At 69.9% G+C, this 26,810-nt stretch carries 25 protein-coding genes; 14 read left to right on the top strand and 11 right to left on the bottom strand.

What is annotated here, in order from left to right:
• The first annotated feature begins 237 nt into the window (after nucleotides 1-237).
• The 5 genes from ACWEFB_RS17380 to ACWEFB_RS17400 all read left to right on the top strand — a co-directional run bounded on the left by ACWEFB_RS17380 (nucleotide 238) and on the right by ACWEFB_RS17400 (nucleotide 5,604).
• Nucleotides 238-1,977 carry a hypothetical protein gene (locus tag ACWEFB_RS17380; RefSeq protein WP_452286530.1) on the top strand — a complete coding sequence of 580 codons (1,740 nt, stop codon included), beginning with the start codon at nucleotides 238-240 and terminating at the stop codon, nucleotides 1,975-1,977.
• Nucleotides 1,977-2,930 (top strand): 5'-methylthioadenosine/S-adenosylhomocysteine nucleosidase family protein, encoded by a 954-nt coding sequence (locus ACWEFB_RS17385; RefSeq protein WP_452286532.1) that lies wholly within the window; start codon nucleotides 1,977-1,979, stop codon nucleotides 2,928-2,930. The genes ACWEFB_RS17380 and ACWEFB_RS17385 overlap by 1 nt, the downstream gene beginning before the upstream one ends.
• Nucleotides 2,927-3,787 (top strand): hypothetical protein, encoded by an 861-nt coding sequence (locus ACWEFB_RS17390; RefSeq protein ID WP_452286533.1) that lies wholly within the window; start codon nucleotides 2,927-2,929, stop codon nucleotides 3,785-3,787. The genes ACWEFB_RS17385 and ACWEFB_RS17390 overlap by 4 nt, the downstream gene beginning before the upstream one ends.
• A 128-nt stretch (nucleotides 3,788-3,915) precedes the next feature.
• Nucleotides 3,916-4,635 (top strand): NUDIX hydrolase, encoded by a 720-nt coding sequence (locus ACWEFB_RS17395; RefSeq protein WP_452286535.1) that lies wholly within the window; start codon nucleotides 3,916-3,918, stop codon nucleotides 4,633-4,635.
• 57 nt (nucleotides 4,636-4,692) lie between these two features.
• The gene (locus ACWEFB_RS17400) at nucleotides 4,693-5,604 is read left to right on the top strand and encodes an NADP-dependent oxidoreductase (RefSeq protein ID WP_452286819.1); all 912 of its coding nucleotides are present in this window, start codon (nucleotides 4,693-4,695) and stop codon (nucleotides 5,602-5,604) included.
• 98 nt (nucleotides 5,605-5,702) lie between these two features.
• Here the strand turns inward: ACWEFB_RS17400 and ACWEFB_RS17405 are convergent, their stop codons facing one another.
• The 7 genes from ACWEFB_RS17405 to ACWEFB_RS17435 form a co-directional block, all read right to left on the bottom strand.
• Nucleotides 5,703-6,800: an ABC transporter ATP-binding protein gene (locus ACWEFB_RS17405; protein WP_452286537.1), complete on the bottom strand. Its 1,098-nt coding sequence runs from the start codon at nucleotides 6,798-6,800 to the stop codon at nucleotides 5,703-5,705.
• A complete protein-coding gene (locus tag ACWEFB_RS17410; protein ID WP_452286539.1) occupies nucleotides 6,797-7,621 on the bottom strand; it encodes an ABC transporter permease in 825 nt (274 codons plus the stop codon). Before ACWEFB_RS17410 ends, ACWEFB_RS17405 begins: the two co-directional genes overlap by 4 nt.
• The gene (locus ACWEFB_RS17415) at nucleotides 7,609-8,538 is read right to left on the bottom strand and encodes an ABC transporter permease (RefSeq protein WP_452286541.1); all 930 of its coding nucleotides are present in this window, start codon (nucleotides 8,536-8,538) and stop codon (nucleotides 7,609-7,611) included. Before ACWEFB_RS17415 ends, ACWEFB_RS17410 begins: the two co-directional genes overlap by 13 nt.
• A 6-nt stretch (nucleotides 8,539-8,544) precedes the next feature.
• The gene (locus ACWEFB_RS17420) at nucleotides 8,545-9,675 is read right to left on the bottom strand and encodes an ABC transporter substrate-binding protein (protein ID WP_452286543.1); all 1,131 of its coding nucleotides are present in this window, start codon (nucleotides 9,673-9,675) and stop codon (nucleotides 8,545-8,547) included.
• Between the two features lie 349 nt (nucleotides 9,676-10,024).
• Nucleotides 10,025-10,411 carry a YybH family protein gene (locus ACWEFB_RS17425; protein ID WP_452286545.1) on the bottom strand — a complete coding sequence of 129 codons (387 nt, stop codon included), beginning with the start codon at nucleotides 10,409-10,411 and terminating at the stop codon, nucleotides 10,025-10,027.
• A gap of 58 nt (nucleotides 10,412-10,469) precedes the next feature.
• Nucleotides 10,470-11,519, bottom strand: coding sequence for an amidohydrolase family protein (locus ACWEFB_RS17430; RefSeq protein WP_452286547.1), 1,050 nt, complete (start codon nucleotides 11,517-11,519; stop codon nucleotides 10,470-10,472).
• 28 nt (nucleotides 11,520-11,547) lie between these two features.
• Nucleotides 11,548-11,889, bottom strand: coding sequence for a hypothetical protein (locus ACWEFB_RS17435; protein ID WP_326559001.1), 342 nt, complete (start codon nucleotides 11,887-11,889; stop codon nucleotides 11,548-11,550).
• A gap of 153 nt (nucleotides 11,890-12,042) precedes the next feature.
• Here ACWEFB_RS17435 and ACWEFB_RS17440 point away from each other — a divergent pair, with 153 nt between their 5' ends.
• The 3 genes from ACWEFB_RS17440 to ACWEFB_RS17450 all read left to right on the top strand — a co-directional run bounded on the left by ACWEFB_RS17440 (nucleotide 12,043) and on the right by ACWEFB_RS17450 (nucleotide 15,639).
• Nucleotides 12,043-13,068 carry a hypothetical protein gene (locus ACWEFB_RS17440; protein ID WP_452286549.1) on the top strand — a complete coding sequence of 342 codons (1,026 nt, stop codon included), beginning with the start codon at nucleotides 12,043-12,045 and terminating at the stop codon, nucleotides 13,066-13,068.
• A 43-nt stretch (nucleotides 13,069-13,111) separates the two neighbouring features.
• Complete coding sequence (locus ACWEFB_RS17445) at nucleotides 13,112-14,677, top strand: bifunctional 3-(3-hydroxy-phenyl)propionate/3-hydroxycinnamic acid hydroxylase (protein WP_452286551.1); 1,566 nt, start codon at nucleotides 13,112-13,114, stop codon at nucleotides 14,675-14,677.
• A 113-nt stretch (nucleotides 14,678-14,790) separates the two neighbouring features.
• Nucleotides 14,791-15,639 (top strand): ATP-grasp domain-containing protein, encoded by an 849-nt coding sequence (locus tag ACWEFB_RS17450; protein ID WP_452286553.1) that lies wholly within the window; start codon nucleotides 14,791-14,793, stop codon nucleotides 15,637-15,639.
• Between the two features lie 37 nt (nucleotides 15,640-15,676).
• On the opposite strand, the gene ACWEFB_RS17455 is transcribed toward ACWEFB_RS17450, so the two are convergent.
• Both ACWEFB_RS17455 and ACWEFB_RS17460 read right to left on the bottom strand, forming a co-directional pair.
• On the bottom strand, nucleotides 15,677-16,672 hold the full coding sequence (locus tag ACWEFB_RS17455; protein WP_452286821.1) for a sigma-70 family RNA polymerase sigma factor: 996 nt from the start codon (nucleotides 16,670-16,672) through the stop codon (nucleotides 15,677-15,679).
• A gap of 47 nt (nucleotides 16,673-16,719) precedes the next feature.
• Complete coding sequence (locus ACWEFB_RS17460) at nucleotides 16,720-19,479, bottom strand: BTAD domain-containing putative transcriptional regulator (protein ID WP_452286555.1); 2,760 nt, start codon at nucleotides 19,477-19,479, stop codon at nucleotides 16,720-16,722.
• A 499-nt stretch (nucleotides 19,480-19,978) separates the two neighbouring features.
• Between ACWEFB_RS17460 and ACWEFB_RS17465 the strand changes: the two genes are divergently transcribed.
• The 3 genes from ACWEFB_RS17465 to ACWEFB_RS17475 all read left to right on the top strand — a co-directional run bounded on the left by ACWEFB_RS17465 (nucleotide 19,979) and on the right by ACWEFB_RS17475 (nucleotide 21,939).
• The gene (locus tag ACWEFB_RS17465; protein WP_452286557.1) at nucleotides 19,979-20,344 is read left to right on the top strand and encodes a hypothetical protein; all 366 of its coding nucleotides are present in this window, start codon (nucleotides 19,979-19,981) and stop codon (nucleotides 20,342-20,344) included.
• Between the two features lie 107 nt (nucleotides 20,345-20,451).
• Nucleotides 20,452-21,207 carry a hypothetical protein gene (locus ACWEFB_RS17470; RefSeq protein ID WP_452286559.1) on the top strand — a complete coding sequence of 252 codons (756 nt, stop codon included), beginning with the start codon at nucleotides 20,452-20,454 and terminating at the stop codon, nucleotides 21,205-21,207.
• A 132-nt stretch (nucleotides 21,208-21,339) separates the two neighbouring features.
• Nucleotides 21,340-21,939 (top strand): GNAT family N-acetyltransferase, encoded by a 600-nt coding sequence (locus ACWEFB_RS17475; RefSeq protein WP_452286561.1) that lies wholly within the window; start codon nucleotides 21,340-21,342, stop codon nucleotides 21,937-21,939.
• 55 nt (nucleotides 21,940-21,994) lie between these two features.
• Here the strand turns inward: ACWEFB_RS17475 and ACWEFB_RS17480 are convergent, their stop codons facing one another.
• A complete protein-coding gene (locus tag ACWEFB_RS17480) occupies nucleotides 21,995-22,888 on the bottom strand; it encodes a LysR family transcriptional regulator ArgP (RefSeq protein ID WP_452286563.1) in 894 nt (297 codons plus the stop codon).
• A gap of 72 nt (nucleotides 22,889-22,960) precedes the next feature.
• On the opposite strand from ACWEFB_RS17480, the gene ACWEFB_RS17485 reads away from it, so the two are divergent.
• On the top strand, nucleotides 22,961-23,557 hold the full coding sequence (locus ACWEFB_RS17485) for a LysE/ArgO family amino acid transporter (protein WP_452286565.1): 597 nt from the start codon (nucleotides 22,961-22,963) through the stop codon (nucleotides 23,555-23,557).
• Between the two features lie 136 nt (nucleotides 23,558-23,693).
• Entirely contained in the window at nucleotides 23,694-25,100 is a 1,407-nt protein-coding gene (locus tag ACWEFB_RS17490; protein WP_452286567.1) for an amidase, read from the top strand.
• 86 nt (nucleotides 25,101-25,186) lie between these two features.
• Here the strand turns inward: ACWEFB_RS17490 and ACWEFB_RS17495 are convergent, their stop codons facing one another.
• Entirely contained in the window at nucleotides 25,187-25,783 is a 597-nt protein-coding gene (locus ACWEFB_RS17495; protein ID WP_452286569.1) for a TetR/AcrR family transcriptional regulator, read from the bottom strand.
• A 148-nt stretch (nucleotides 25,784-25,931) separates the two neighbouring features.
• Between ACWEFB_RS17495 and ACWEFB_RS17500 the strand changes: the two genes are divergently transcribed.
• Complete coding sequence (locus tag ACWEFB_RS17500; protein WP_452286570.1) at nucleotides 25,932-26,765, top strand: alpha/beta fold hydrolase; 834 nt, start codon at nucleotides 25,932-25,934, stop codon at nucleotides 26,763-26,765.
• The last annotated feature ends 45 nt before the right edge of the window (nucleotides 26,766-26,810 follow it).

Consider the following 26,810-nt stretch of genomic DNA (forward strand, 5'->3'; position numbering starts at 1 on the left):
GTTACGTTATCGCGCATCGCTGAACCGGCCGGGGCTGTTGTTGCTGGTCGACACCTAATCGTCTACTTGACATGAACTTGGATCGGCTTCTACCTTCGACTTAGTGTCAGTCTGACGAAAATGGTCGGGTGATCGACCGCCAACCGCTCCGTCGTCCGGCACGACCTCGCAACGCCAGCTCCACGACGCAGGTCCGGCAAGCCTCCCGGCACAATCGACAGTCGATGGATGGACGTCATGACGAATCCAGAACTCCCGCACCAGGCGACCGGTTCCGACCAGTTCCGGGCCGCACCCGCCCCACCCGGCGCCTACCCCGACGGATCCACCAACGGTGGCCCGGCACCCGTGCACCGTGTCTCCAGCGCCACCCGGCACCTCAGCGCCGGTGCGTACCTCGACGACCGCTTCCGTCGGGCGAGCCTGAACCAGGTCTACCACCAGGTCAGGCGACTGGTCGCACCGTCGTACGGTTACGACGTCATCACCGTCCTCGATCACTGCCTGCGCGCGGCGAAGATGGCGAACATCCGCGACGCGATCATCGTCGGCCTGCTGGTCATCTCCTTCTGTGCCGCACCGTTCGCCGCGCTCGCCGCGCTGAACGTGCTGCTCTTCATCCACCTGGGGGTCGCGACCTGGCGGGTCCTGCGCAAGACCGCGGTGGAGATGCAGAGCGACAAACCGTCCAGCGGCCTGGCCGTCCTCGGTCGGATCCTCACGCTGTTCCTTCAGTACACGATCGCCACGATCGCGCTGTTTCTGCTCAGCCTCCCCTTCATCGTCTCCGCCCTCTCCGCCGGCGAGGACCTGGAGGAGATCTACGCCGCCAACACCGTCCTGACCCTGGGCGTTTTAGTCCTGTTGCCCCTGCTGATCGCGGTGCCGGTCGCCATGAGCGCGTGGCGGCAGTGGCACCTCGACCGGCTCGCGCCGGGGCAGCCGATCGCCACCACCGCGCCGTCGCCGCGCTTCGACGAGATCCACCGTCAGGGCGGCGGGAACGTCGTCATCTACGCCGGATACTGGCCGTTCATCGGCTCGGGCAACATCCTGAAGTCCTGGGGCTTCGCCCAGCGGCTGGTCCGCGGCGCCGACCCGCTCGGCCGGCACCGGCCGGAGGCCGAACGGGAGTTCGAGCAGCCACCGTTCAAGGCACAGGACATCATCGCGCACGTACGCGACCACCTGCGGGGCCTGATCGGGACCGCCAACCCGGAACAGCAACTGCCGGGGCTCACCGTCTCCGACCGGGTGTTCCTCGCCGGAACGGAGGCCAGTCGGCTGGTTCCGTACCTGCCGCAGGAACAGGTCGACCAGGTCGTCCGGTACCCGACGGCGCCGGCCCGGCACTACCTGGTCTGCCAGGTGGTCTCCTGGCACGGTGAGCTGGTCACCACCGTGTACGTCCACTTCGCCGTGCAGGGCAAGTCGCTCTACACCGAACTGACCTCGATGGCCCTGCCACCCTGCAACGAGCGGTACCGGATCATCGACCAGGTGGACGGCACCGGACCGACCGCCTACCTCAAGGGAATCCTCGGCGGCATCGTCGGGAGTCCGCTGACCGTCGCGCTGGCCCCGCTCAACCTGCTCCGCGCCGGATACGACGGCGTGGTCGCCTCGTTCGCCCGGTCGAGCGCGTCCGCCGCTGGTGAGTTGGCCCTGGGCTACGACTACGGGGCCCAGTCCAGCGTCCGGGAGATGGGCACCGCACCGGACGCCCGCAACCACACCCAGAGCCAGGACATCGTGAAGTACCAGCGGGTCATCGAGCGCCGGGTCCTGGCCGCCATCCTCGACTTCCTCCAGAGTCGGGGCGTGGACACCAGCGAGTACCGGCAGCGGGCGATGACCCTGCTCAGCGCCGGTGCGGTGGTCACCGGCAGCGGCAGCATCAACGTGTACGGCGACGCGATCGGGACCCAGCAGCAGGAGGGAGCCGCACCGGCGCCCGTACCCGGCGCGGGTGCCTGATGGGAGGGGAGACGGAGGACCGCGACGGCACCCGCAACATCGGGGCGCTGGTCACCGGATCGGGCAGTATCACCGTCGGTGGTTCCGCCGTCGGCAACCAGACGATCCACCATGAGCCGGAACCGCCCCGGCATCGGGCCGCCGGCCGTGGCCGGGAAGACCGGGGAGGTGGCGGGCAGCGGGCCGACATCGGCATCCTCACCGTCCTGCCGGAGGAGATGTCGGCGGTGGTCGACGTGCTGGGCCGGATGACGGACTACACGTCGTACCAGATGTTCGGCGGGGCGCAGGTGCACGAGGCGTCGGTCCGTACCGACCACGGCACCCTCCGTACGGTCGCCATGCAGACCCTGCAACACGGCCCCCGGTCCGCCGCCCTCGCCTACCGCGACCTGCGCCAGCACTACCGGCCGCCGATCGTCCTGCTGGTCGGCATCGCCGGTGGGATCAGGTCGAGGCTGGACATCGGCGACGTGGTGATCTCCGACGAGGTGATCTACTACGACGCCCGGAAGGAGACACCGACCGGGATCCTGCGGCGGGGACAGGCGCAGACGATCGCGCCGGTCCTGCTGCACCGGCTCAACGAGTTCTTCGTACGGCACCGGGGAACCGTCAAACTCGAGCCGGACGAGCACTTCCGGATCCACCGTGGTCCGGTCGGATCCGGCGACGCGGTGATCACTGATGCCGACTCGGATATCCGGATCTACCTGGAGCGGTTCAACGAACGGACGCTCGCGGTGGAGACCGAGGCGGGCGGTGTGGCCCAGGCGTTCTACGAGGAGATCAACGTCGACCAGACGCTGCGCGGGTGGCTGACCATCCGGGGCATCTCGGATCTGGCCGACCGGAACAAGGGACACGAGCATCACGACCTCGCCGCCCGGCACGCCGCGGCGGTGATGGAACGGCTGCTGCCGTACCTCTGGTTGACCGGGGCCGGGCAGTGAGGCCGGCCGGCGGTCCGCGACCGGGACGGGAGGAGTTGCGTACGCCCGCCCGCAGGTCGTGGTGGTTTCGACTGGCGGGTCGGGAGTTGGAGGCGTACCTCACCGCGAGCCTGGCGTTGGCCGTCGGCCTGCTCAGCCTTCTCGACGTGGCGAGCCCGGCGATCGTCTCGGCCGCCACCCTGTCCATCCTCGGTCTGATCGTCTTCGACCTGTTGACCGGCCGCCGGCGGATGCGCCGGCTCGACTCCGCGATCCGGGACCTGGCGAAGTCGTTGGGCAGGGTGGGCCTGACCGAGTCCGTCGACCGGTTGATCACCGCCGCCGGCCCGGGAACCGTGTTGCGGATCGACGACGCGGAGGACATCCGCCTGGTCGGGGTCACCCTGAGCCGGACCATCCGCAGCCACCTGCACGACCTGGAGCGGCGACTGGCGGCCGGGGCGTCGATCCGGGTCGCCATCCTCGACCCGGACGGCCCCGGCCCTCGCGAGGCGGCCCGCCGCAACGCCGTACCGGACAACGCGCGGGTCTTCGAACACCGGTTGCAACCGACCATCGACCTGTTGCAGCATCTGGCCGCCGGCCTCGACGTGACCGGCCGGCTGGAGGTGCGTTTCCTCCAGTTCGTCCCGGCGTTCGGCCTGACCCTGGTCGACCCGGCGAAGGTGGACGGCCGGATCTCCGTCGACATCTACTCCCACCGGCCGGCCGGCCCGGAGGCGGTGATCACCCTCAACGCCGGTCGCGATCCGATCTGGTACCGCCATTTTGCCAGCGAGTTCGACCTGATCTGGGCCAGTGGGCAGCCGGCGCCGATCAGCGGCGGGCCGCGCGGGATCGGCACGGGCCCGGCATGACCGCCGCCGCCGGACCGCGCCGGTCGAGCGGTCGGGCCGGTCCGATCCGGGCGAACCGGGGTCCGTCCCACCCGCCGGCCGCGAACCGCCTGACGGGTACGGGCGGACTCTATGGTTACCCTCGCACTGTGCCTGCCCGTCCACCGAGCCCGTTCCGGATCGCCATCGACCTGGTCATCCTGACCATCCGTCAGGGCCGGTTGCACGTTCTGCTGATCGAGCGGGGCAAGGAGCCGTTCATGGGCCAACCAGCCCTGCCGGGCGGGTTCGTCCGGGCGGGTGAGGATCTCGACGACACCGCCGTACGCGAACTCGCCGAGGAGACCGGGATTGACGGTCGGCGGCTCTACCTGGAGCAGGTGCGTACCTACGGGCACCCGGACCGGGACCCGCGCGGGCGGATCGCGTCGGTCGCGTACCTGGCGATCGCACCGGACCTGCCGACACCGGTCGCCGGCACGGACGCCGCGACGGCCCGGTGGGCGCCGGTCGACGACGATCTGCTCAGCCCCGGCCGGCTCGCCTTCGACCACCATGTGCTGCTGCGCGACGCCACCGACCGGGCCCGCGCCAAACTGGAGTACTCGCCCCTGGCCACCGAGTTCTGCCAGGAACTGTTCACCATCAGCGACCTGCGCGCGGTCTACGAGGCGGTCTGGGGCGTACGGCTCGACCCGCGCAACTTCCATCGCAAGGTCACCGGGGTCGACGACTTCGTGGTGGCCACAAAGGAGCGGCGAATTCCGCCGACGGGTCGGCCGGCGGTGCTGTACCGGCGCGGGGAGGCCCCCCTGCTGCATCCGGCGATGCTCCGGCCCGGGCGGGACAGCGGTGTCCGCGACGCTTGACCTCAATCAATGTTGAGGTCGGAGACTGTCCTCTCCACGAGGAGAGGATGTGTGGCGATGAGAGCAGCCGCGTTCACCGAGTTCGGCGGCCCGGAGGTGCTCCGGTTGATGGAACTGGAGACCCCGCAGGCGGGCACCGGCCAGGTACGGGTCCGGATAAAGGCGGCCGGAGTGCAGCCGTACGACTGCGCGGTCCGTGCCGGTTGGACCCCGCCCGGTACCGGGCGGGGTTTCCCCCGGGTGCCCGGCAACGAGTTCGCCGGGATCGTGGACCAGGTCGGGCCGGAGGTGACCGGGGTGACCGTCGGCGCCGAGGTGCTCGGCTTCGGCCAGCTCAACTGCTACGCCGAACAGCTGGTCATCCCCGCCGACCAGATCACGCCCAAGCCGGAGTCCCTGCCCTGGACGGTCGCGGGTGGCTTCACCGCCGGTGCGCAGACCGCCCACATCGCCCTCCAGACCCTGGGCGTGGGTCCCGGGGATGTGCTGCTCGTTCACGGGGCGGCCGGCGCGGTCGGTACCGTGGCGGTGCAACTCGCCCAACTGTGGGGCGCCACCGTCATCGGCACCGCCCGCGAGGAGAACCACGACTACCTGCGCGGGCTCGGCGCCACCCCCGTCGCGTACGGGGACGGTCTGGCCGACCGGGTCCGGGCCCTCGCGCCCGGCGGTGTCTCGGCGGCGCTCGACGGGGCCGGCGGCGACGCGCTGCGGGTCTCGCTGGAACTGGTGCCCGACCGCAAGCGGATCCTCACCCTGGTCGAGCACGACCAGGCGGAACCGCTCGGCATCCTGCTCACCCCCGCCCTGCGCTCCGCCGCCCGGCTCGCCGAACTGGTCGACCTGCACCACCGCAACCTGCTCCGCCTACACATCCGCGAAACCTTCCCCCTCTCCCGCGCCGCCGACGCCCACCGCGCCATGGAAACCGGCCACGGCCGAGGCAAGATCGTCATCACCATCCCCTGAGCTGGACCCCTCCTGTAGAGAAAGAGTGGCCATCCAGCTCGGAATAGCCACTCTTTCTCTACAGCAGCCGCATGCGCGGGAAGCGCGGGAAGCGCGGGTCAGCGGGCCAGGGCGACGGGGGAGGGGTGGAGGGTGACGCGGACGGGGGTGCCGGGGGTGAACTCGGTCAGGCGGGAGCTGGAGACCTGGGCGACCACCAGGGTGTCGTCCGGCATCGTCACCGTTACCCGGCTGATCGGGCCGAGGAAGCTGGCCGCGAGTACGCGCCCGCTGCCGTCCGGATGGGCGACCACGTCGACCGCCTCCGGGCGGACCAGCGCGGTCACCGGCACGGTCTTGTCCGACGGTGCGTCGGCCGGCTCCACCAGCGGCAGGGTGGCGCCGAGCACCTCCACCGTGTCGGCGTTGACCCGGCCGGGCAGCCGGTTGCTGAGGCCGACGAAGTCGGCCACGAACGCGCTCGCCGGACGCAGGTAGATCTCCGCCGGCGGCCCCAACTGCTCCAGCCGTCCGCCGCGCATCACCCCGACCCGGTCGGCCACCGCCAGGGCCTCCTCCTGGTCGTGGGTGACGAACAGGGTGGTGGTGCCGACCTCGATCTGGATCCGGCGGATCTCGTCGCGCAACTGGACCCGGACCTTGGCGTCGAGCGCCGACAGCGGCTCGTCGAGCAGCAGCACCCGGGGCTGGATGGCGAGCGCGCGGGCGAGCGCCACCCGCTGTTGCTGACCACCGGAGAGCTGGTGCGGGTACTTGTCGGCGTGACCGCCGATGCCGACCAGGTCGAGCATGTCGCCGGCCCGCTCCCGCCGGGCGGCGGCGGGTCGGCCGCGCAGGCGCAGCCCGAACTCCACGTTCTCCCGCGCGGTCAGGTGCGGGAACAGGCTGTACGCCTGGAAGACCATCCCCATGTCGCGCCGGTTCACCGGCCGGTTCGTGATGTCCTCGCCGTCGACCAGGACCCGCCCCGAGTCGGCCTCCTCCAGCCCGGCGAGGACCCGCAGCGCGGTGGTCTTGCCGCAGCCGGACGGGCCGAGGAGCGCGACCAGCTCACCGGGGGCGAGTTCCAGGTCGAGCCCGTCCAGGGCGGAGGTGTTGCCGAACCGGCGGTGCAGCGATTCGAGTCGTACCGTGACGCCCTGCCGGGCGCCGTCGCGCTCGCCGGGCGCGGCGGCGACGCTGGTGGTACCGGTCACCGTGTCTCCTTCGGGGAAGTCCGGCGTCGGCCGCCGCCGACGAGGGACAAGAGCATCAGTAGGACAAATGCGAGCACCAGCGCGGTCAGCGAGACCGCGACCGACATCGTGGCGCTGCTCTTGCCGAGCAGGTTGATCGCGACCTGGAGGTTGCTGCGGTTGAGCAGGGACGCGATGGTGAACTCGCCCAGTACCAGCGCGACGGTGAGGAACGCGGCCGACAGCACCGCCGAGCGGATGTTCGGCAGCACCACCCGCCAGATCACCGTCGCCCAGCTCGCCCCGAGACTCCGGGACGCCTCGGCCAGGGTCCGTACGTCGATCGCGGACAGTCCCGCGTCGATCGACCGGTACGCGTACGGGAGCACCAGAATCGTGTACGCGAACGTGAGCGTGAGCGCCGAACCGCCGAGGAAGTAGGTGACCCACGCGTACACCGGGGCGAGCCCGACCACCAGCACGATCGCCGGGATGGTCAGCGGCAGCAGGCAGAGGAACTCCACCAGCCGGCGCATCCGGGGCAGGCGTAGCCGTACCCAGACGACGGTCGGCACCAGGAGCAGCAGGGTGAGCGCGACGGTGAGCAGCACCAGCCCGAACGAGTTCACGACACCGGTCGCCAGATCCGGGTAGGTCTCGCCGAGCTGACCCCAGTCGACCAGCAGCTTCCAGGTCTCCAGGGTGTACGTGCCGTTCGGGCCACGGGTGGTGAACTCCAGCATCGCCACCAGCGGCAGCAGGAAGAAGATGCCGAGCAGGGTGACGATCGTCCAGCGGAAGGCCCGCTGGCGTCGGGCGCGGCGTCGGGTCACCCCAGCCATCGCGAACTCCTTCGCTGTAGCACCGCGTAGAGCCACATCACCAGCGCGACCACCACGATCATGCCGAGGGCCATGGCCTTGCCCAGGTTCTGCTGGCCGAGGATCACCTCGCTGGTCAGGGCGCCCCGGATCTGCAGCGGGATGATCGGGCTGCCCTGGCTGACCAGCGCCGCGGCGGTCGCGTACGCCGAGAAGGCGTTGGCGAACAGCAGCAGCGTCGAGCCGAGGAACGGCGGGGCGAGCAGCGGCATCGCCACCATTCGCCAGTACTGCCAGGTCGACCCGCCCAGGCTCTCCGCCGCCTCCCGCCACTGTGGACGAATGCCATCGAGCGCGGGCAGGAACACGATCACCATCAGCGGCACCTGGAAGTAGGTGTAGACCAGCAGCAGGCCGGGCAGCTCGAACAGCCACACCCCGTGGGCGTAGATGTCGACGCCGAGATGGTCCCGGAGGAACACCGTCACGAACCCGCTCAGCCCGATGGTGGCGACGAACGCGAACGCGAGGGTCACCCCGCCGAACTGGGCGAGGACACCGGACGCCGAGGTGACGACCCGGCGCAGGACGCCGTCCGGCTTCGCGGTGACCAACGCGTACGCGAGCAGCCCGCCGAGGACCGCGCCGATCGCGGCGGTGACGGCGGAGAGCAGGATGCTGCGCCCGAACGCCTCCATGATGTATGAGGTACCGATCGCCGACAGGTTGTCGAGGGTGAAGCCGCCGCCGTCGCCGGTGAACGCGCCGATCACCACCACCAGGGTGGGGATCGCCAGGAACAGCACGATGAATGCGAAGAACGGTACGACGCCGAGCAGGTCACGGCCCGGCAGGCTGATCCGGCGCCGGGCGGCCGGGGCGGGCCGGACCCCGGGCGCGGGCGCCACGGGGTCCGGGTGGGGCGTAACGACGGTCATCGTCGGTCAGCCCACTGCCTTCGCCCAGTTGGCCGCCAGGCTCTCCTTGGCCTTAGCGGTCTGCGGGTCGGTCAGGAACACCGGCTCGCCGCTGGTGACGGGGAGCTTGCCGTACGCGGCCTGGTCGAGGGTGCCGGCCTTGACCATTGCATCGGCCCGTACCGGACGCGCGCCACCGCCGAGCCACAGGTTCTGGCCCTCGTCGGAGTAGAGGAACTCCTGCCACAGCCGGGCTGCGGCCGGGTGCGGGGCGTCCTTGCTGATCGCCTGCACGTAGTAGGAGCCGACAACCGCGTTCGACGGTACGACGGTCTTCCAGTCGAGCTTGCCCTGGAGCTTGGCGCCCTGGGCGACGTTCAGGTAGTCCCAGTCGATGACGACCGGCGTCTGGCCCGACTCGACAGTGGTCGAGGTCGGGTCGACCGGCAGGAAGTTGCCGGCCTTCTTGAGCTGGCCGAAGAAGTCGATGCCCTTGCTGACGTCGTCGGCCGAGCCACCGTTGCCCAGGGCCGCCATGACCACGCCGCTGAACGCCGCGCCGGCCTGGGTCGGGTCGCCGTTGAGCGCCACCTTGCCCTTGAACTCCGGCTTGAGCAGGTCCGCCACGCTCTGCGGCGCCGGGACCTTGCTCGCGTCGTAGCCGATCGACATGTAGCCGCCGTAGTCGTTGACCCAGGTGCCGTTGGCGTCCTTGAGCGCCGCCGGCACGTCGTCCCAGGTCGCCACCTTGTACGGGGCGAACATCGAGGTGTTGGCCGACGCCACCGCGCCGCTGAGGTCGAACACGTCCGGGGCGCCGTCCTGGCCCTTGAGCTGGTTCGCGGCGTTGATCTCGTCCTGGCTGGACGCGTCCGGCTGAGCGGAGTTGACCTTGATGCCGTACTTCGCGTTGAACGCCTTGATGATCTCGCCGTAGTTGGCCCAGTCCGGCGGCAGCGCGATCACGTTGAGCTGCCCCTCCTTCTTGGCGGCCTCGACGAGCTTGTCGAGCCCACCGAGGTCGCTCACGCTCACGGCCTTGGCCGCGTCGCTGTTCGACGCGGCGCTTTCCTTCTCCGGGGGCGCACAGGCGGTAATGGCAAGCGCCGCGCTGGACGCCGCCAGTAGCGCAACTGTTCGGGCAACCGAGATTCGCACACTTCCTCCTTCTACGCCGGTTCGGCGTTCGGCCAGCACGGACTGCGCCTTTTCGGCAGTTGTACGCTCATGACTGGCCCCGAACATCATGCCCGGCCGCAATCGGTTGACCACCGTGCCAAATCAAAGCCCCGATGAACGTACGGCGCTGTCCAGTGGAACGATCGGCGCTGGAGTGGTGGTTGTGCGAGGTATCGGCACCGTGTCGGCCGACTGACCGGAATCACCGCCGGTCGCAGAGGGGGTCGCCGGGCCGGTCGGGCACCATTATCTTGTCCCGGCACCCGCCGTGCAATGGTCTACGAATACGATCGAATTCGCGGGCACTGATTCGACGGCATTCGGTGAGCTATTCCTGCGACGTGTCCCCGGCATTCGGCGGCCAGAACGGCCACTCCTCGAACGCGCGGCAGCGGCCGTCGTCGGCGAAACGCAGGATCCACAGATCGCGGAATTCCTGGTTTGTCGGCTCGCCGTAGTGCACCTCGGCGCGTACGACCGCGGTGTCACCGTCGACCGCGACCACCTCACTGGTCATCCGGAACGCCTCGTCCGGCCCCTCGCGCTCGGCCTCCCACATCCGGGCGATGGCGGGCAGCCCCAGCACCGGTTGCCGGTACGGCCCCTGCAGGTAACTCGCGTCGGTGGTGAAGATCGTGGCCAGCGGGTCGGTCCCCGGCGTACGCCACGCCCGCTCGTACGCCGCAACCCAGTCGGTCACCCGCTCCCGATCCATGACCGGCAGTTTGCCAGGTGGCCGGTCACCCGCACCGGCGACAGGCGGAAGTGGGCGGCTACCGGCGTCGGACGAGGCGACCGCGCAGCACGACCGCCCGAGGCGAGTCCAGTTGGGCGAGGTCGGCCCGCGGATCCTCGTCGTAGACCACGACGTCCGCGGGCGCTCCGGCAACGAGGCCGTCGAGCCCGAGGTAGGACCGGGCGGTCCAGGACGCCGCACCAACCGCGACGTGCGGTCGTACGCCTGCGGCGACCAGCGCGCGGACCTCGTCGGCGATGCGGCCGTGCGGTCGCGAGTCGGTCCCGGCGAGTACGGTCACTCCGGCCTCGGCAGCCGCTGCCACCAGCGCCGCGTGCGCACCCGCGCCGTCCATGTACCAACGCCGCCACGCGCTGTCCGGTCGGGTACGCAGCTTTTCCAGGGAGTTCGTGATGACCCTGAGGGTGGGCGTCAGGGCGGTGCCCTGCGCGGCCATCCGGTCCAGCAGTCCCGGATCCAGGCACATGCCGTGCTCCACCGTGTCCACCCCGGCGGCGACGGCGGCAGCGCCCCCGGCCGCCTGTTGCGAGTGCACCGCGACCCGCCCTCCGACGGCGTGCACCGCGTGCACGACCGCGCGCATCACCTCCACCGGGACCGGTTCGTGCTCCGGGGCCCAGTCGCCGACGAGCTTCGCCCAGCCGGTACGGGCGGCCTGCGCGGCGGCGACCCGTGGCAGGTCGGCGTGGTCGGCGCGCTCGCCCCAGCCGTCGAAGAACTGACCGTGCTGGGCGAGCCATGGTCCCGCGTGCACCGCGCGAGGCAGATCCCGGTCCTGGCCGAACCACGGTGGAGGATCCCCGGCCAGTCCGGGCGAACGGATCATGGTGACGCCGGTGCGGCTGTGTTCCAGCAGGTCGGCCCGGAGCAGGTCCTCGTCCAGGGGCTGGCCCGGCACCTCCGCCCCCGGATGGGTGTGTGCGTCGACCAGTCCGGGAAGCAGCCACCCCTCGGCGACCAGCTCGGCGGCCGGCACCGGATCGGTTGTCCACCGGTCACCGTCGGCGAACAGGTCGACCCACTCGCCGTCGGGCAGCGCCCGGCCGCGTACCCGCAGAACGGTCATCGGGTCGCCGTGCGCTGGCGCCCGGTTGTCATCGCCAGAACACTGCCACGGCCGCGTTGGCCAGGGTGAACACGATGATGCCGAGGAAGTGGCCACGGTTGACGGCGTCCCGCTTGCGGGAGAAGAACACCATCACGAAGATCGCGATGGCGATCAGCAGCTTGGTGAGGAGTTTGGCCGGCGACGGCTCGTCACCGTCGCGCAGCGGTGCCGCGAGCCCCAGGCCGGAGAGGAGTTGGATGCCCGCACCCCAGAGCATCGCCGGATTGATCCGCAGCACGCCGCTCACGTACTGGGCGATCGAACCGCCCAGCAGCAGGGCGAAACCGATCAGGTGGACATAGAGCAACACCAGGCGTAGGGCTTCCACGCCCGACATTGTTCCCCATCCGTCTCCGTCACGGTGTCCCGGCTTGCCGCCGTCGATCCAACACCGCACAGACCCGGCGGTAGACCGAAGTCGCGGCGGTACGAGACTTCGGTTCGTAGTGCGCGTCACCGCGAGGAATCCAGACTCGTCGGTATGACCCAGCAGCCCCCGCCGGTCGATCCGGCCCCGCCGCCCCGGCTCGGTCGGCGGATGCTGCCCGTCCTCGGGCTCGCCCTGCTCGCGCCCTGGGTGGGCGAGTACGTGATGGGCAGCCACACCGTCCGCGACCTGCCGCTGATCATCTTCCTGGTACCGATGTACGGCGGCGGTGCGCTGCTGATCCGCGAGCTGGCCCGCCGTACCGGCCGGGGCTGGCCGACGATGCTGCTGCTCGGGCTGGCCTACGGCGTCATCGAGGCCGGCCTGTTCGACCAGTCACTGTTCAACCCCGACTACGCCGGGGTGGACTTCCAGAGCATCGCCCACGTCCCCGGCCTGCGGATGAGCGGCTACTTCGGACTGATGTTCGTCGCCGGACACGCCATCTGGAGCATCGGCGTACCGATCGCCGTCATCGAGTCCCTGTTTCCCCGCCGCAGCACGACCCCGTGGTTGCGTACGCCCGGTCTGGTGGCGACCGCCGGTCTGTACCTGCTCGGCGGCGCCATCATCTACGCCGACCTTCAGGAAACCGAGGGCTTCAGTGCCAGCACGGTCCAGCTCACCGTGGCCGCCGTTCTCGCGCTCGCCTTCATCGTGACCGCGTTCCGCGTACCGGACCGCCCGACCCGCCCCGGCGCCGGAGCGCCCGAGCGACGGGTACTGGTCCTGCTGCTCGCCCTCGTCGCGTCCCGCCTGCTCTGGATGCCGGAGAACTGGCTCGGGGTCGCCATCAGCCTCGCCCTGCTCACCGGGATGGCCTGGCTCGTCCTGCGCTGGTCCCGCAGTCCACGCTGGGACCAGGGACACCGGCTCGCGCTGGCCGGGGGTGCCCTGCTCACCCACGCCTGGGACGGCTTCTACCTGGCCCCGTGGCGCCCCGTCTCCGCGACGGAGGAGCTGATCAGCGACATCGCCTTCACGGTCGCGGCGATTACCCTGATCCTCGTGGGCATCCGGCAGGTCCGGCGTGGCCGGCAGCTCACGGCCGAACGAGAGCCGCAGCCGGTCGGCGGGTGACCACGTCGGGGCGGCAGCTCACAGCGAAGGCCCGGAGCGTCGGGTGCGTACACCGGGGGTGGACGTGACCAGGGCAGGAAACGGTACGGACGTCGACGTGCTGGTCGTCGGATGCGGGCCGGTCGGCGGGGTGCTCTCCGCCCTGCTCGGCGCGCACGGCGTCACGGTGGCGGTGGTCGACCCGTACGACGAGCCCTGTCCACGGCCTCGCGCCGCCGCCGTCGACCCCGAGGTACGGCGGATCCTCGCCCGGGTGCCCGGCCTGGCCGACGCCTCGGGCTGGTCCACCGACGTACGCCGGGCACGGGTGTACGGAGCCGACCGGCGACCGCTGATCGAGGTGAACATTCCGGCCGGGGAGCACGCCCCGCCCGCCGGTGCGCTGATCGACCAACCGGCGCTGGAGGCGGCGATCCGAGCCGGGATCGGCACACTGCCCACGGTGGATTTCCGCACCGGTCGATCGGTGGTCGAGGTCGAACCGGCCGACGACCACGTCACCGCCGAACTCGACAACGGTGACCGGATCCGGGCCGGTTGGCTCGTCGGCTGCGACGGCGCCTCCAGCACGGTCCGTACGCTGCTCGGCCTCGGGTACGAGGGAATCAGCTTTCCCGAGCCGTGGCTCGTCGTGGACGCCGTCACCACCGACCCGCGCCCCGACACCGAACCGACGATCGGATACGTCCTGGACCCGGCGCGACCGCTGGTCACGATGTTCCGCCCCGGCGCCCACCGCTGGGAGTGGATGCTGCTGCCGGGGGAGGATCCCGCCCGGATGGTCGACGACCAGACCGTACGCGAGCTGGTCGGCGCCTGGGTCGACCCCGATTCGGTACGGGTGCGCCGCGCCGCGGTGTTCACCTTCCATGCCCGGATGGCGACCCGGTGGCGGCAGGGACGGATCCTGCTGGCCGGCGACGCCGCCCACTCCATGCCGCCGTTCGTAGGCCAGGGGCTCGGCAGCGGCATCCGGGACGCCGCCAACCTGGCCTGGCGCCTGGCCCAGGTCGCGCGCGGGCTCGACCACCCCGAACTGCTCGACGCCTACGAGCGGGAGCGGCGCCCCGACGTGCTCGCCACCACCGCCATGGCGCTGCGTACCGGTCGACTCGTACAGACCCGCAGCCGGCTGGGCTCGGCGCTGCTGCGCGCGGTCGTCCGTACGGTCGGTGCGGTGCCGGGCCTCGACCGGCTCGCCGGGCGACAGGTCCGACCCGCCCCGCGCCTGCCCCGTGGCACCGCCGGACCGCATCCCCGCGCCGGCCGGCAACTGCCCGACGCCCGGGTCCGTACGCCCGACGGCGCCGTCATCCGCCTCGACGACCTGCTCGGTCACCGCTGGGCGGTGCTCGGCTACGGCGGCGACCCGCTCTGGCACCTGGACGCGGGCGCCCGGCAGTGGCTGGCGGCCAGGGAGGCGGTGGCGTTGGCGGTCGTCGCGCCGGGGCGGAGCCGGCCGACCGGACTGGGCTGCCCGGTGGTCGAGGACCTCGACGGCCTGCTCACCGGGCCACACCGGACGGCGGTCACGATCGTCCGCCCGGACCGGTTCCTGCTCGGAACCCTCCCGGTGCCGGTGACCGGCGCCCAACTGGACGCCCGGTGACCGTTTCACCGCGAGTGAAGCACCGCCCCGCTCCCGCAGCATCCCGATCACCCGACTGAACCTGCCGATATCGGTTGGAGACCCGTGCCCGTCGCCGGAAGAATGTGCCCGTGATGCTGCTGGTGCCCGCCAATCCTCTCCGTCCCCGCCGTCCGGACGAACACTTCGCCCCGGAGGCGGAAGCCGCCCGAGCCGCCGGGCTCGATGTCGGCCTGGTCGACCACGACGCACTCGCCCGTGGCGAGGAGGTCGAGCGGGCCGTCGCCTCGGTGAAGGGCGGCGGTACGGCGGTCTACCGGGGCTGGATGCTGCGCGGCGAGCGGTACGCCGCGTTCGCCGACGCGCTGGCCGGGAGGGGGGTGACCCTGCGGACCACCGGCGAGCAGTACCGCCGGGCACACGAGCTACCCGGTTGGTATCCGGCGCTGGCCGAGGTCACGCCGCGATCGGCCTGGACCACGGGCACGGACCGGGCGGACTTCGACCGGGTACGCGCCGAGTTGGGGGCGGGGCCGGGGGTGCTCCGGGACTACACCAAGTCGATGAAGCACCACTGGCACGAGGCGGCCTACATTCCCGACATCTCCGATGGTGTGGCCGCGTGGCGGGTGGCGAGCCGGTTCCTCCAGTTGCGCGAGGACGACTTCGTCGGCGGTCTTGTCCTGCGCCGATTCGAACGGTTCACCACCGCCGAGGTACGCACCTGGTGGGTCGACGGGGTGTGCGTACTGGTGGGGCCGCACCCGGACACCCCGGACGAGGCGCCTGCCCGGGAGGTTGACCTCGCTGCGGTCGTACCGCTGGTTTCCGGTCTGGGTCTGCCGTTCGTGACCGTCGACCTGGCGCTGCGGGCGGACGGCGTGTGGCGGGTGGTCGAGCTCGGCGACGGGCAGGTCAGTGACCGGCCCGCCGTCATCGGACCCGGCACCATGATCGCCGCCCTGTCCGCGGGGAACCCGTAGTGCGTGGCGCAGGATTCCCGGAACATCGTCGGCCGGACTACTCGGGAACCTCGTCGGGCAGACCGAACCGGTCGAAGATCTCCGGCATCAGGAACGACATCACCTCGGCGATCTTCGTTCCCCGGAACTCGACCAGGTCGAGCCCCGCCGCCACGAAGACCCCCCGCTCGTCGTCCCACAGGTAGGTCCCGTACGCGACCTGACCGTTCGCGTACGCCGGCAGGAAACGCCACCGCACGGTCAGCGGCTTCTCGATCAGGAACGCTCGGATCGAGTCGTGTCCCTCGTACCACTGTGGCAGCGGTGGCATGGCGTACCTGGCGTCGTCGGTGAGCATCGCCACGATCGCATCGACGTCGCCGTTCTCCCACGCGGTCGCGTACCGGTCCGCCAGCCGCCGTACGGTCCGGTCGTCGAGGGCCCCGAGGGTCGCCTGCTGGGTGACCCGGGGGAGCCGACCGTCGAGAACCCGGCGCGCCCGTTGCAGCGCGCTGTTGACGGCCGCGACCGTGGTGTCCAGCAGTTCGGCGACCTCGCGGGCGGAGAACCCGAGCACCTCGCGCAGGATCAGCACCGCTCGCTGCCCGGCCGACAGGTGCTGGAGCGCCGCGACGAACGCCAGCTCCACTCCCTCGCGGGCGACGTAGCGCGCCTCCGGCCCCTGGTCCGCCCAACCCAGCCTGGCATCCGGGTACGGCTCCAGCCACGCGACCTCCGCCGGTGGTTCGGCGCCGGGGCTGAGATCGGTCGGCAGCTCCCGGCGACGGCGACGCTCGATCAGGGTCAGGCACCTGTTGGTCGCGATCCGGTACAGCCACGGCCGGATCGAGCCACGGTCGTCGAACCGTCCCAGGGCCTGCCAGGCGCGTACCAGCGACTCCTGTAGCGCGTCCTCGGCGTCGTGCATCGACCCGAGCATCCGGTAGCAGTGCGTCTGCAACTCGTTTCGGAACGGATCGACCAGTTGGCCGAACGCATCCGGATCACCCGACCGCGCCGCCGCCAGCAGCTTCGTCTCCACCACGTCCCCGATCGTCACCGCGGCCAGCAGATCGGTGAACGATACTGCCGACGACTGACCTACCCGGTGCTTTGCATCCGGGACCGCACTTCCTCGGCCCGATCGCTACCGAGCTGCTCGTACAGCTCCACCGCCCGCTGCCACGCCGTCGTGGCCGAGTTCGGGTCGTGCTCGCCGTGGATGTCACCCAGCAATTCCCGTGCGCGTGCCTCGCGCAGCTTGTTCCTGATGACGACTGCCAGTTCGATTTCTGCGTGCGCGTGAAGCAGAGCCTCGTCCCGCCGTCCCTGGAGACGGTAGAGGTAGGCGAGGTTGTGGTGGGCGAAACACGCGATGTACTGGTCGTGGGCATCCATCGCGAGCGTGAGCGCCGTGGTGAACTCGCGCTCGGCGTCGGGGTATCGCTCCTGCCGGCCGTACAGGGTGCCGAGGCTTATGTGCGATCGACAAGCGTTGCCCGGGTCGCTCGTGTACTCCGGAACCGCGAGTGCCCTGCGGTGGTGCTGCTCGGACAGCTCCAGTTCGCCGATGTTCTGATAATAGGTGCCGAGCTGGTCCTCGCACGTCGCCACACCGATGTTGCTTCCGACCGCACGGAACAGTTGTCGCGCCTGCTCGTAGTGCAGCTTGGCCGACGGATTCTTGAGATCGTCGTCATGGTGTGCCGTCGCCAGGCATTCGAGCAGTAGAGCCTCGGCAAGCTGGTTCCCGATGAGACGAGCGCTTTCCACGCCCGCCCTGCCGACCGTGTGCCGGTCATCCGAGCGGTGCCTGAGGCGAAGGTACGGGCGCAACAGGTAGGCGACCTGCCAGACCTCCTCGTGGAGTCCCGCTTCGCCGATGGCCGGCATCGCCGCGAGGATGTTGTCCACCTCGGCGTCGAGCCAGTCCAGCGCCGCGGCCTCGTCGGGAAAGGGTCGCGAGGGCGGAACCACAATCGGAAGGTGGTGCAGCGATCCGCCGTGCACGAAGTCCCGGCTGGAGCACAATCTCGCGATGTAGTGACTTGTCAGTCGCTTCAGGACGCCGCGGTAGGCGTCGCTCGACCTGCTCGGAGCCTGGGCGGCGGCGAAGGACCGGACGAGATCGTGCATCCGGTAACGGGCGGCCCCGATGGCTCGACCGGGGTGCTCACCCGTGATCAGGCCAGCGTGGTCCAGTTCGGCCAGCGCGTCGAGGACCCGCCCGTGCGTCTCGTCCACCAGCGGCAGGCAGGTGTCCAGGGTGAAACGCGCGTACCCCAGCCGGCCGAGATGGGCCAGCAGTGTGGCGGCGGCCGGCCCCAGTCGCTGGTAGCTGAGCATGAACGTGCTGCGGATGTTGAGATCCCCGAGGTGCAACTCGTCCACCGGGTTGCCGGCCTCCTGCAGGAGACGGACGAGGTGGCTCGGGCTGAGTGCGTTGCGTGACCGCAGCCGACCCGCGACGATGCGGATCGCCAGGGGCAGCCCGCCACACCACCGGATCAGGTCCGCCACACCGGTGCTGTCTGCGATGGCATGTGGGGAGGCATGCGTCCGTAGCAGCTCGGCACTCTCGCTGTCGGTGAGCGGATCCAGTTCGAGGGTGTGGGTCCGCTCCAACCCGGCCAGGAAGCGCCGTGACGTGACGATCACCCCGCATCCGGGGCCGCCGGGAATCAGCGGACGGACCTGTGCCTCGTTGTCGGCGTTGTCGAGCACGATAAGCAGGCGACGGTTGGCCGTCATCGCCCGGAACAGGCCGAGTCGCGCCGTACGTCCCTGCGGCAACTCCGTGCCCTGGATTCCGAGGGCGCGCAGCAACGCGCCGAGCACGGCATGATGGGACGGCGGTCTTGTGTCGGTGCCACGCAGGTCGGCGAAGACGCATCCGTCCGGGTAGGCATCCAGTACGGAATGTGCCGCCCAGACCGCGATGCTCGTCTTACCGAGTCCACCGAGGCCGGAGATTCCGATCACCGCCGGGGACGTGGCGGATCCGGCCATGAGTGCCTCGACGAGCTGTGCCCGTTCGGCGACCCGACCGACGAAGGAGACCGACAGTGGCGGCAACTGGTTCAGGGTGCCGAGATTCTGCGATTTCCCGATGGCGCCGCCACCGGCGGTCGGTGTTCCGACGAGGATCCGCTGGTGTAGTAGTCGCAACGCCTCGCCGGGCTCCACTCCCAGATCGGTGACGAACAGGTTCCGGGTGCGGCGATACAGGTCCAGCGCGTCCAACCGCCGGCCGCTGCGGTGCAGGGCGAGCATCAGTTGGGCCCGAGGCAGTTCCCGGTAGGGCTGGGCGTCCACGAGTTCGCTGAGGACGTCCACCATCTCCCGGTGCCTACCGAGCGCCAGCTCGGTCTCCGTCCATCGCTCGCGGACCGACCACCGCTGCTGCTCGAGTCGGGTGGCCTCTGCCGCCACCAGCTCGCAGTCGAGGAAACCGTCGAACGCGGGTCCCCGCCAGAGGTCGAGTGCCGACCGCAGGCTCAGGTTGGCTTCCTCGGTACGAGCGTCGCCGAGATCGACCTTGGCTCGTGCCGCGAGCGCTCGGAACCGGGCAGCGTCGAATTCGTGGTCCGCGATCTGCAGTGCGTACCCGGACGGGTGCCGGCAGATGCGCTCGGGGCCGAGCGCGAGGCGTAGCCGATGGACGTACTGGTGGATGTTGGGGCGTGCGGATCGGGGCGGTCGGTCACCCCAGACGCCGATCAGCAGCTCGTCGACCGATACCACCTGGGGTGCGCGGGCCAGCAGGATCGCCAGCAGCAGCATCGGCTTGTGGCCGTGATGGAGGTCGACCGGCCCATCGGCACGGTTCACCGACAGTGGACCGAGCACCTGAAACTCCACCCGCGCCCCCGGAACGCCGTGGTGCCCGGTACTCGCACCCTGCCGACGCGGGATCACTGTCCGCGTTGTAGCGGAAATGTAGCCGACATCTCGAAGATTCTTCAAGACGCGAAAGGGGTGGGAGTTCGGAGGTCAGCATCCGCTCGTAGGAGCGACGGGGTGATGCTGCCCGCCGTGCCCGAGCCGTCGCGTGTTGGTCATGGCCGAGCGGTGTCTGTGTCCGTAACACATTCGTACCAAGCCACGCTTCTGGAAGTTGGAGCGGGATGGGAGCCCTTACTACGAGTTCAGGAACGCGGTCAGTGGGCTCTGCATCACCATGGACGGTGACACCCAGGTGGTGAACGCCCCTCTCATTCGGTACACCTGTGATCACGCGGCCTCTCGCCTCTGGTGCAGAGGATGATCGTGATCCACGCGCACCCGGTCGGTAGGGCCACGGTGCACCCGCAGTGATCAACGAATGACGCCATCCCAGCCACACCCAGGGAGATGAATCATGGCAAGACGTTCTGTCCTCTTTGTGTCCGCAGTCGTGGCGGCACTCTGTTCCACCCTGCTGTTCGGGTCGCCGGCATCCGCCGCCACGCACCCCTGCCCCTGGGACGACACCGGCAAATGCGCCTTCGTCATACACGTTTCGGGCAACCTGAATGTCCGCTCATCGCCGCGCACCGATATCAACAATATCGTCTCCACTGTCCCCGGTGGATATCGAGTTGAGATGCATTGCTGGACTACGGGTACACCCGTTTTCGGCTACAACATCTGGGTCAAGCTCGACAACCCCTTCGGCTCTCCGCAATATGTAAGTGACTACTACCTCGACTCGGGACATGTGCAGAGCTTCATTGATCCCTGCTAGTGATCAACGACCGGTGCCGCTATCACCTTGGTCCGTGGTGATAGCGGCGTCTGTGCGGTCTGTCGCCATGTCGTGGTGACCGGTCCGGGCGGGAGTATGTTGCGGCGATGGAGACCGCCGTACGCCGACCGCGGAGGACCGACGTCCCCGCATCCTCGTCGCACCTGTTCCTGGACTACTACCTGATCCAGCCCGAGAGACACCACGGTGAAGCCCCCGCCGCGCCGGTCGGAGTCCTCGTGGAGGAGTTCGAACTCGCCAGTGACCACACGGCGCTCGCCCTGGGTAGTGCGAGGTGGACAGTCCTGGACGGCTGGGTGGGTGCGGCACCCTTCAGTCGGCGCGTACGGACGGATGCGGGTCTTCGCAGCCGGATCGCCACGGCGGACCGCGACGAGGTCGTGCAGGTCTACCGCTGGCTCGGTGGCGGTGACCTGCCTGACGAACAGACGCTGCGCTCCCTTTTCGGCGCGGCCGAATCGCTGGCGACCGCACCGCCGCTGCGGCTGGGGGCCGGCGAGGTCCCCGAGGGCTTTCACAGCACTCGGTTCTACCGGATCCTCTTCGTCAACGACCTGCCCGATGACGGCCTGGCGAGGCTGCGGTCCCGGTGGCAGATGAGGGTGTCTCCGGACGCCGACGATCCACGGGCGCGGGTGGCCGGCAGCGCCGAACTTCGGGTGGCCGAGGACCTCTTCAGGTGGGATGTTCGCAGGGTCGGTCCCGGTGTCGCCTGGTGCCTGGACCTGACCGTAGACCTGGGGAGCAGGCGCGCGGACCGGATCGGACCCGTGCTGCGGGGGTTGATGGCGGTCATGCGGCACCAGGGGCTGATCCCGGTGACGATCGAGCGCTTCTCCTGATCGACAGCAGTCGGGCGAACGCGTCCCGCGCCTCGTACCCGGGGACCGTACGATGGCCGTTCGACAAACCTCGATCCGGCGCCCGATGTCCGGTGGCCCGACCGTCCGCGCGAAACGGCAGGTTGCGACACGATGCTGATCCGCCCGTACCGGCCCGGTGACTTCGACGCGGTGCACGACATCTGCATCCGTACGGCAGACGCGGGACAGGACGCCACCGGCTCGTACGCCGATCCGAGCATCCTGCCGAACATCTTCGCCCACCCGTACGCGTATCTGGAGCCGGACCTGGCGTTCGTGCTCGACCACGACGGGCGGGCCGTGGGCTACGTCCTCGGCACCGCCGACACAGGGGTGTTCGTCCGCCGGTTCCGCAAAGAGTGGTTGCCCCGGGTCGGCGACGACTATCCACCACCGGCGGGGGAGCCGACCACGCCGGACGAGGTCATGGCGCACCTCCTGCACACCCCGGAGCGCATGGTCCTGCCCGAACTGGCCGGGTACCCCGCGCACCTGCACATCGACGTGCTGCCGGCGTACCAGCGCACCGGTCACGGGCGGGCCCTGATCGACACGTTCACCGCGGCGCTGCGCCGGGCCGGCGTACCGGGCCTGCATCTCGGGATGGTCACGGCGAACGCCAACGCGCGGGTGTTCTACGACCGGCTCGGCTTCCACCCCGTCGACGTCACCGACGCCGGTCCGATCACCTACCTCGGCCTGCACCCCTGACCGGAACGGGTAGCGCCCGGCCGCCGGGCCGCGTCGTCGACGGCAGGGCGGTGGCTCAGCGCAGTGCCGTCGCGGCTGCTGCCTGCACGGCGCTGGTCAGGGTGGCCAGGGCGGTCGACTCCAGGCGCCAGGACTGCCAGTACAGGGGCGTGTCGAGGTGCCGCCCGGGGGCGATCTCGACCAGCCGACCGGCCGCCAGGTCCTCGCGGGCGGTCCGTTCGGGCACCATGCCCCAGCCCAGGCCGAGCCTGATCGCCTCGGTGAACGCCGACACCGCCGGAACGTAGTGGATCGGAGGGTCGAGCCGCCGTCTGGTGAGTTTGTTGACGAAGCGGTGCTGCAACCTGTCCTTGCGGTCGAGTTGGAGCATGGGCGCCGTCGCCAGCGCCGAGGTGGTGTCGGTCGCCGCGAAGTGGGCGCGGTGGAACTCGGGCGAGGCCATGGCCAGGTAACGCATGGCGCCGAGCCGGTGCACCCGACAGCCCTGCACCGCGACCCGCTGCGCCGTCACCGCGGCCATCACCGACCCGTCGCGGAGCAGGTCCGCGGTGTGGTCCTGGTCGTCCTGGTGCAGGTCGAAGCAGTACGCGAGATCGCTCGGCAGCTGCGCGAGCGCGCCCAGGAACCAGGTGGCGAGCGAGTCGGCGTTGACCACCACCGCGATCCGGGTACGGGTCTGCTGCCCGGTCAGCGGGCCACGCGCGGCGTCCAGTGCCTCCCGTTCGAGCAGTGCGAGCTGGCTGGCCAGCCTGACCAGGGGACGGCCCGCCTCGGTCGGCTGGCAGGGTCGGGTACGCCGGACCAGCACCTGCCCGGCGGCCTGTTCGAGCGCCTTGATCCGCTGACTGACCGCGGACGGGGTGATGTGCAGCGCGCGGGCGGCGGCCTCGAAGCTGCCCTCGTCCACCACCGCCTGGAGTGCGGCCAACTGGCCGGAGTCGAGTGCCATGTTAAGAGATGCTAATCGGGCACGAAAATCTTTAGCTGGAGTGCGATCAGGCCGAACCGTAGCGTCGGGTCGGTGCTGACCTCGACCCTCGCCGGCTTCACCGCCTCCATCGCCCTCATCGCCGCCATCGGCGCCCAGAACGCCTTTGTCCTCCGTCAGGGGCTGCGCCGCCAGCACGTGCTCCCGGTGGTGCTGACCTGTGCGGCGTCGGACGCGCTGCTGATCTCCCTCGGGATAGCCGGCCTCGGCGCGGCGATCGCGGACCGCCCGGCGGTCGCCGGCACTGTTCGCTGGGTGGGTGCCGCGTTCCTGATCTGTTACGCGCTGTTCGCGGCCAGGCGGGCGTTGCGCCCCGACAGGTTGACGCCGACCGACCACCGCCCGGTTCCGCTGCGTACGACGATCGCCATGTGCCTCGCCTTCACGTACCTGAACCCGCACGTGTACCTGGACACGGTGCTGCTGCTGGGCTCGGTCGCCAACCAGTACGACAACCGGTGGCTGTTCGGGTCGGGCGCGGTCCTGGCCAGCGTGGTCTGGTTCACCGCCCTTGGTTACGGTGCGCACCGGCTCGCCCCCGCACTGTCGCGTCCCGGCGCCTGGCGGGTGGTCGACGGCCTGGTCGCCGCACTCATGGCCGCCCTCGCAATCGCCCTGTTGCGTGGGTGACCCTTGTCCCGGCCCCACTTCGCGGTGATGGCACAAAGCCAGGACTGACATCGCCAAAGGCGACGGCATTCACCCGGAGAGGCGAAATTCTGCCTCGACGTGCCTGCCCGGGTTCGGTTCCGCCCCAGAATCCATCATGACTACGGATTTGAACCGCTGTGATGCGACCGAGCTCGCCGAGCTCATCCGCACAGGGAAAGCTTCCTCGGTCGAGGTGGTTCAGGCGTACCTCGACCGCATCAAGGCCACGAATTCGAAGATCAACGCCGTGGTCACGCTCGCCGACGGCGCGTTGGACGCCGCGAGGGCGGCGGACGAGGAACTCGCGTCGGGGGCGGAGGTGGGGCCGCTGCACGGCGTGCCCTTCACGGTCAAGGACTCGTTCGACACCGCCGGGGTGCTCACCCAGCGCGGTTCGCCGATCTTCGCGGGGCGTGTCCCGGACACCGACGCCACCGCCGTGGCGCGGATGAAGCGTGCCGGTGGGATCCTCCTGGCGAAGACCAATCTTCCGGAGTTCGCGTACTGGATCGAGTCCGACAACCTGCTGACGGGCCGGACGAACAACCCCTGGGACCTCGACCGCTCCTCCGGGGGTTCGAGCGGCGGGGAGTCCGCGGCGATCGCGGCCGGGATGTCGCCGCTCGGGCTCGCCAGTGACCTGTCCATCTCGCTGCGCGGGCCGGCGTCCGACACCGGTGTCGTGGCCCTCAAGCCAACGCACGGGCGCATCCCGATGACGGGGACCTGGCCACGGGAGCCGCGTCGTGACTGGCACGCCGGCCCCATGGCCCGGACCATCCGCGACCTCGCACTGGCGTACTCGTTGCTGGCCGGTCCCGACGGTGCCGACGGTTTCTCCATCGTTCCGTACGACTTCGACACCGGCCTGGGTCCCTCGCCGGACCGGCCCGTCCGCGTCGGCTGGCTGGTCGACTCGGGACTCGGCCCGATCGACCCGGAGACCGCCGCGACCGTGCAGAAGGCCGCCGACGCCCTGCGGGGAGCGGGGCTCCGGGTCGACGCCGTGACCATCCCGGCACTCGAACGGGACAACCCTTTCGATCTCTTCGCCCGGCAGCACGTCATGGAGATGAAACCGGCGATGCAGGAGGCCACCGCGGGGCACGAGGACCAGAGGTTCAGGTACTCGAAGACCATGATCTCGACCCCCGACACGCCGGTGCAGGACTACGTCCGGGCCGAGCAGGGTGTCGAGCGGCTGCGGGACGGATTCGCGGAGTACTTCCAGCGGTACGACGCGCTGCTGCTCCCGGTGACGTCGATCCCCGCACACGCACACGCCCTCACGCAGTTCACCGTCGACGGCCAGACCGTGGACGCCTTCCGGCTGATGACGCCTACCGTTCCGTTCAACCTGACCGGACTTCCCGCCCTGTCGATGCGGTTCGGCACGAGCGGCGAGGGCATGCCGATCGGGGTGCAGGTGGCGGCCAACTGGCACGCGGAATCGACGATCCTGTACATCGCCTCGCTGCTGGAGTCGCTGAGCCCGGTCCGCGACCAGCACCCCGCTCTCTGACAGCCGGGAGGGCCGCACGCCGGGCCGTCCACCGTCGTGGCCGCCGAGACTCAGGGCCGCCGATGTCCGGCTGTGGTCCGGGCGGTCTACCCGGTGGTTGTCCTGCTGGTCTGCAGGGCCGCGTTGATGAGGGTTTCGGCGGCTTGGCGGGCGTGTGTCGCGGCGTCGCTGGTGCCGGCGATCGCGGCCGTCGTCTGGGCTCCCTCGGCGAGGATCGCCAGTTGGGGGGCGAGTGAGGGCGGTGCCCCGGACTCGGCGACGAGTTCGGCCAGGCGTACCTGGAAACCCTCCTTGTGTGTCCGGACGATCTCGGCGATCCGGGGAGCGGTCGACCCGAGTTCGCCGAACGAGTTGATGAACATGCACCCGCGGAAGTCGTCCTGGTCGAACCAGCGGGACAGCATGTCGTAGATCGCCAGCAGGCGCTGACGGGGATCGCCGGTCTCGATCGCGCTCTCGACCAGCGCGTTCCACACCTCGTGCCGGCCGAGCAGGACCTGTTCGACGATCGACTCCTTCGAGGGGAACAGGCGGTAGAGCCGCTTGAGCGGTACGCCGGACTCGGCGCGCAGGGTGTCCATCCCGACGGCCTGGACGCCGTACGTGTAGTACAGCCGGTCCGCGGTCTCCAGCACCTTCGCCCGTACGGCGTCGTCGTCCGGCCGCTGGCTCTCTCCGGTCACCGTCTTCCTCTTCCCTCGCTCGGGGTGACACCTCTCACCCGATCGACCCCGTTCCGGATGGTGCGCGGAGAACGATCGTTGTCTAGGCTACTACCACGAGGTGAGAACGACCGTTCTCAGCAGGATCACAGGATCATCGGAGGCAGAGATGCCCTTCATCACCGTCGGCTCCGAGAACAGCACCAGCATCGACCTCTACTACGAGGACCACGGTGCGGGTCAGCCGGTTGTCCTCATCCACGGTTACCCGCTCGACGGGCACTCGTGGGAGAAGCAGAGCGCTGCCCTGCTCAAGGCGGGCTACCGGGTCATCACCTACGACCGCCGCGGCTTCGGCCAGTCGAGCCAGCCCACCACCGGATACGACTACGACACCTTCGCCGCGGACCTGAACACCGTGCTCGACACGCTCGACCTCACCGACGTCGTGCTGGTCGGATTCTCGATGGGTACCGGCGAGGTCGGCCGCTACCTCGGGACGTACGGCTCGGGGCGGATCGCGAAGGCGGCCTTCCTCGCGTCGCTGGAACCGTTCCTGCTCAAGACCGAGGACAACCCGACCGGGGCGCCGCAGGAACTCTTCGACGGCATCCTCGCCGCGGTGACCGCCGACCGGTACGCCTACTTCACGGACTTCTACAAGTCCTTCTACAACACCGACGAGAACCTCGGCACCCGGCTGTCCGAGGAGGCGCTGCGCAACAGCTGGAACGTCGCCGCCGGAGCCTCCTGGTACGCCTCCAGTGCCGCCGTACCGACCTGGATCACTGACTTCCGGTCCGACATCCCGAAGATCGACGTACCCGTGCTCATCCTGCACGGCACGGCGGACAACATCCTTCCGATCGACGCGACCGCCCGCCCGTTCCACAAGCTCCTGCCCGACGCCGACTACGTCGAGCTCGAAGGGGCCCCACACGGTCTGCTGTGGACCCATGCCGAAGAGGTCAACGAGGCCCTGCTCGCCTTCCTGGCCAAGTAGCGGTCAACCGGCGCGTGCTCGGCGGTGGGCACCGGCCCGCCGCCG

This window comes from Micromonospora sp. NPDC004704 (assembly GCF_053601675.1).